Source organism: Anaplasma platys, assembly GCF_012790675.1.
Classification (GTDB): domain Bacteria; phylum Pseudomonadota; class Alphaproteobacteria; order Rickettsiales; family Anaplasmataceae; genus Anaplasma; species Anaplasma platys.
In genome coordinates, this window is the sequence record NZ_CP046391.1 from 480622 (window position 1) to 483752 (window position 3131).

General features: G+C 40.5%; 5 protein-coding genes. 2 read left to right on the forward strand and 3 right to left on the reverse strand.

The annotated features are described in order from the left end of the window. Nucleotides 1–215: 215 nt before the first annotated feature. The gene (locus ANPL_RS01985) at nt 216–896 is read right to left on the reverse strand and encodes a hypothetical protein (protein ID WP_169193125.1); all 681 of its coding nucleotides are present in this window, start codon (nt 894–896) and stop codon (nt 216–218) included. A gap of 294 nt (nt 897–1190) precedes the next feature. Between ANPL_RS01985 and ykgO the strand changes: the two genes are divergently transcribed. Then, entirely contained in the window at nt 1191–1319 is a 129-nt protein-coding gene (gene ykgO, locus ANPL_RS01990) for a type B 50S ribosomal protein L36 (RefSeq protein ID WP_169193615.1), read from the forward strand. Nucleotides 1320–1352: 33 nt separating this feature from the next. Here the strand turns inward: ykgO and ANPL_RS01995 are convergent, their stop codons facing one another. Further along, a complete protein-coding gene (locus ANPL_RS01995) occupies nt 1353–1766 on the reverse strand; it encodes a hypothetical protein (protein WP_169193126.1) in 414 nt (137 codons plus the stop codon). 10 nt (nt 1767–1776) lie between these two features. Between ANPL_RS01995 and ANPL_RS02000 the strand changes: the two genes are divergently transcribed. Continuing rightward, nucleotides 1777–1983 carry a hypothetical protein gene (locus tag ANPL_RS02000; protein ID WP_169193127.1) on the forward strand — a complete coding sequence of 69 codons (207 nt, stop codon included), beginning with the start codon at nt 1777–1779 and terminating at the stop codon, nt 1981–1983. A gap of 532 nt (nt 1984–2515) precedes the next feature. Here the strand turns inward: ANPL_RS02000 and ANPL_RS02005 are convergent. Beyond that, nucleotides 2516–3025 carry a hypothetical protein gene (locus tag ANPL_RS02005; RefSeq protein WP_169193128.1) on the reverse strand — a complete coding sequence of 170 codons (510 nt, stop codon included), beginning with the start codon at nt 3023–3025 and terminating at the stop codon, nt 2516–2518. Nucleotides 3026–3131: the final 106 nt, after the last annotated feature.

The window sequence follows — 3131 nt, forward strand, 5'->3', positions numbered from 1 at the left end:
ACATTAAAAAGGAATACTAGTCATAGATACGTCGAACAACTAAAAAAAGAGGTAGTTAGTTATTGAGACAAACCATGCCGTCAGCAGGTCAAGCTCTAACATATTTCAATCTCATTGCGATTTACTGCATCAACCTCTGCCGTTTCCCCTATATATTCCTCGCGCTGCATTGCAAAACTTAATCTGCTGCTTCGTTAGCGCAGCTGGTAAATGTGTCATAGGGAGAATCTCACACCTATTTCCAAACCATTAGTTAAAAAGTCAAAGTCCTCTAGATCATAAACAACGCTATTGCCGTCTTCATCGTATATCTCATCGCTCTTAAACTTCCAAGAAGACTGCCTATGGTTGTATCCCGCATATATCCCTATTTTAGAAGAAAATCTGTGCATAATGCCTATTTTTACATTCTTCATTATTCCCAGTATATCCTCTGCTTGCCTTCGAAAACCTTGAAAGTTAATAACCTTGTACAGCCCCATGCCCGCCCCAAAGTACAGATGTGTATTTTCACTCAATGGATAGCTCCTATGAAAAGTATAGGAAATTACCCTACCCTGGATTGTCAGAATTTCGTCAATTTTCTCAGTCGACAATGTATCTATCCCCCAAATCAGTCGTACAGCGTCGATTATTTTCCTTCCCCTTTCAGTGCCAATGAAAAGTTTAGGCGACGCTTTAAGGCTAGCAAACTCCAGTTCATGATAATATTTACCATTTAATACTAGCCACAGCAGCGTTGCACTCACGTCCCAGTTCCTTTCACCACCTTCATAAGGAACATCAAAAGGGTCGCTATAAGAAAAATTTTTTGTATATCCCAGCTTATAATCATTTGGCAGCAACCCTTTCGCATTACTAATCAGCGCTGATAAATCAGATAAAATATCGATCACAAACTCACCTTATATGTTAGGTACTTAGTGGGCACAAAATGAACTAAATTTTTAATATTTTCAATTAGTAATTTAATTATTGCTCATATCCCTGTGAGAAGCTCATATTTTTGTCTCATATAGCAAAAGTTGCGTTAAAAGCTTCAAAATACCCTCGCTATATTAGAAAAAAATAGCGATCTACTGAAACCAGGAAAAAACGTATAGAGAAGGGCTAAGGCAATGGTTTTTCTCTTGACTGAAACAAAGAAATGAAGAAGACTTTCAAGCATGGGGAAATATGAGGGATGCGACGTGAAAGTTATGGGCTCTCTGAAATCTGCTAAAAACAGAGACAGAGACTGTAAGATCGTCCGGAGGAAGGGGCGTGTTTACGTGATTAATAAGAAGAAGCCTAGATTCAAAGCAAGACAGGGATATTAGTAATCATCATTTTATTGGGTTGCGCAATAAAGTTCAAATTTTTTGATCCTGTGCCGTGCCTTGTGCAGCAGTAATGAGGGTGGTGCCTCTTTTTATTGCGCCTTGTGTAGATGCTGGAAGGTGTTTCTGCGCTGTTTTTGCTGTGGTAGAATCAGCAACAAACTGCAATGCCGCAGCAAGAGTAGAGCCTAATTCCGCTGCAGCAGCGTGTACTGCTGTCTTGGAATCTAGAGTTGCCTGCTGGCTCTTGGCCATATCATCAATGCGAGCCGTTCTTGCTTTTTGATATATTGCCTTGCTTTCAGCTCGGATAGGGTGTGCAACCGTTTCACCCTGCTTGAGGGCATCAGTTACGTGCTGCAACGTATTTCCAAGTGTATTGCTTAGGTCTGCTGCAGCTTCTGGAATACTGCTATTAGGCTGCGCTGCAGATTGAGGTCTAGGCATAGTCTGTTCTGTGATTGTAGTGGACCCTCTCTCTTCTCGCTCTGTAACTATATGTGCGTTTGGTCGAACCGCACCTCTTGCGTCTATAGAATCTGCTGATGGTTCTATTTCCTTGACTTCTGTTTCATTGGGATCTGGTATTTCTTACAAATGCTTGGGCATCAACATTGGGCGCGACTGCTCGGAGAAAAATACAAAAACTACATCATATCTTTAAAAATAAGCTTTCTGCCTCTAATGGTAATACAGACTTTCCTGTGTGAATTTCGCTCTTTTTCCTTAGCTTTTTATTGGATTGTACCTTCTTTGCAACTTTTGAAAAGTTGCCCCTCCTGCGTATTATTTTATAATTCCCTTTAGGTCTTCATCTGAGGGCATTAACTTTTCGTTGAACGTCTTAAGACGCGGACATATCTCAGAAGCACCACTTTTTTCCTTCTATGAACACTTGTATACGTTGCCTTGCGCCTGTGCCAGAACTTCCCATAGTGTTTTCCCAAGTTGAGAAGATTAAACACTCAAAGCAACATTAAAGCTCATCCGGATATAGAGAAGGAATATAAATCATAGAACCTACGCGATGATTAAAGGATAAAATAAAGGAAACCGATGCGGCGTTGTAACAGGCTCTTAATAGAGAAAGGCTCAACAAAACTCACGCAGCACATTGAAAGTTTTTCTCTTTTTCTCCGATTACAGTTACTTCTACAATGTACCTGTGCCCCGCCGTCAGCATATGCTTTTCTATTTCACCTTGGTGTAAGTCCGGGTGTTGCTACTACAACCATTCCTTCATCTATCAGCAATTGTTCTAACACTTCTCCATCGCTTGTTTTTTCTTTCTCACCTGACAATTCAGCACTGTATCTTCGATTTCTATTCTCTGAGGTTACCTGTTCTATCAGGTCTTCACCTTCCATACCGTATATTGACTCGCCTTCTTCATTCTCCTCTTCATAAACGTAATAGTCAGCACCGCGCTTTCTTTTATTAGTATACCTTATCAACCTACATACATTCCACACCAAAAGAGGTAGTGCGAAAACAACAAAGTAACCCATACATCTAAGTACGAAGATAAGCCCTGGACCAGACGAAAGGTCCTGTGTTGTTATACCGTGGAGAAATAGGCATACCATAACAATAGAAATAAAAAGCATGACGCCAGCCACTACCTGGTACTTTTCATCATCCCTTCTCTTTTCACATAGCTGTTCCCTATTTCTTTCAAACCGCTGCTCACAAATTCTTTCTGGCATATCGCGAGGTTTCTCCGAACTTATAGCTTAAACATTCACTTCAAAGACCGTTAGCATGCAACCTATTGTACAAGATCATAGCGCAATACTATCTCAAAAATAAAAC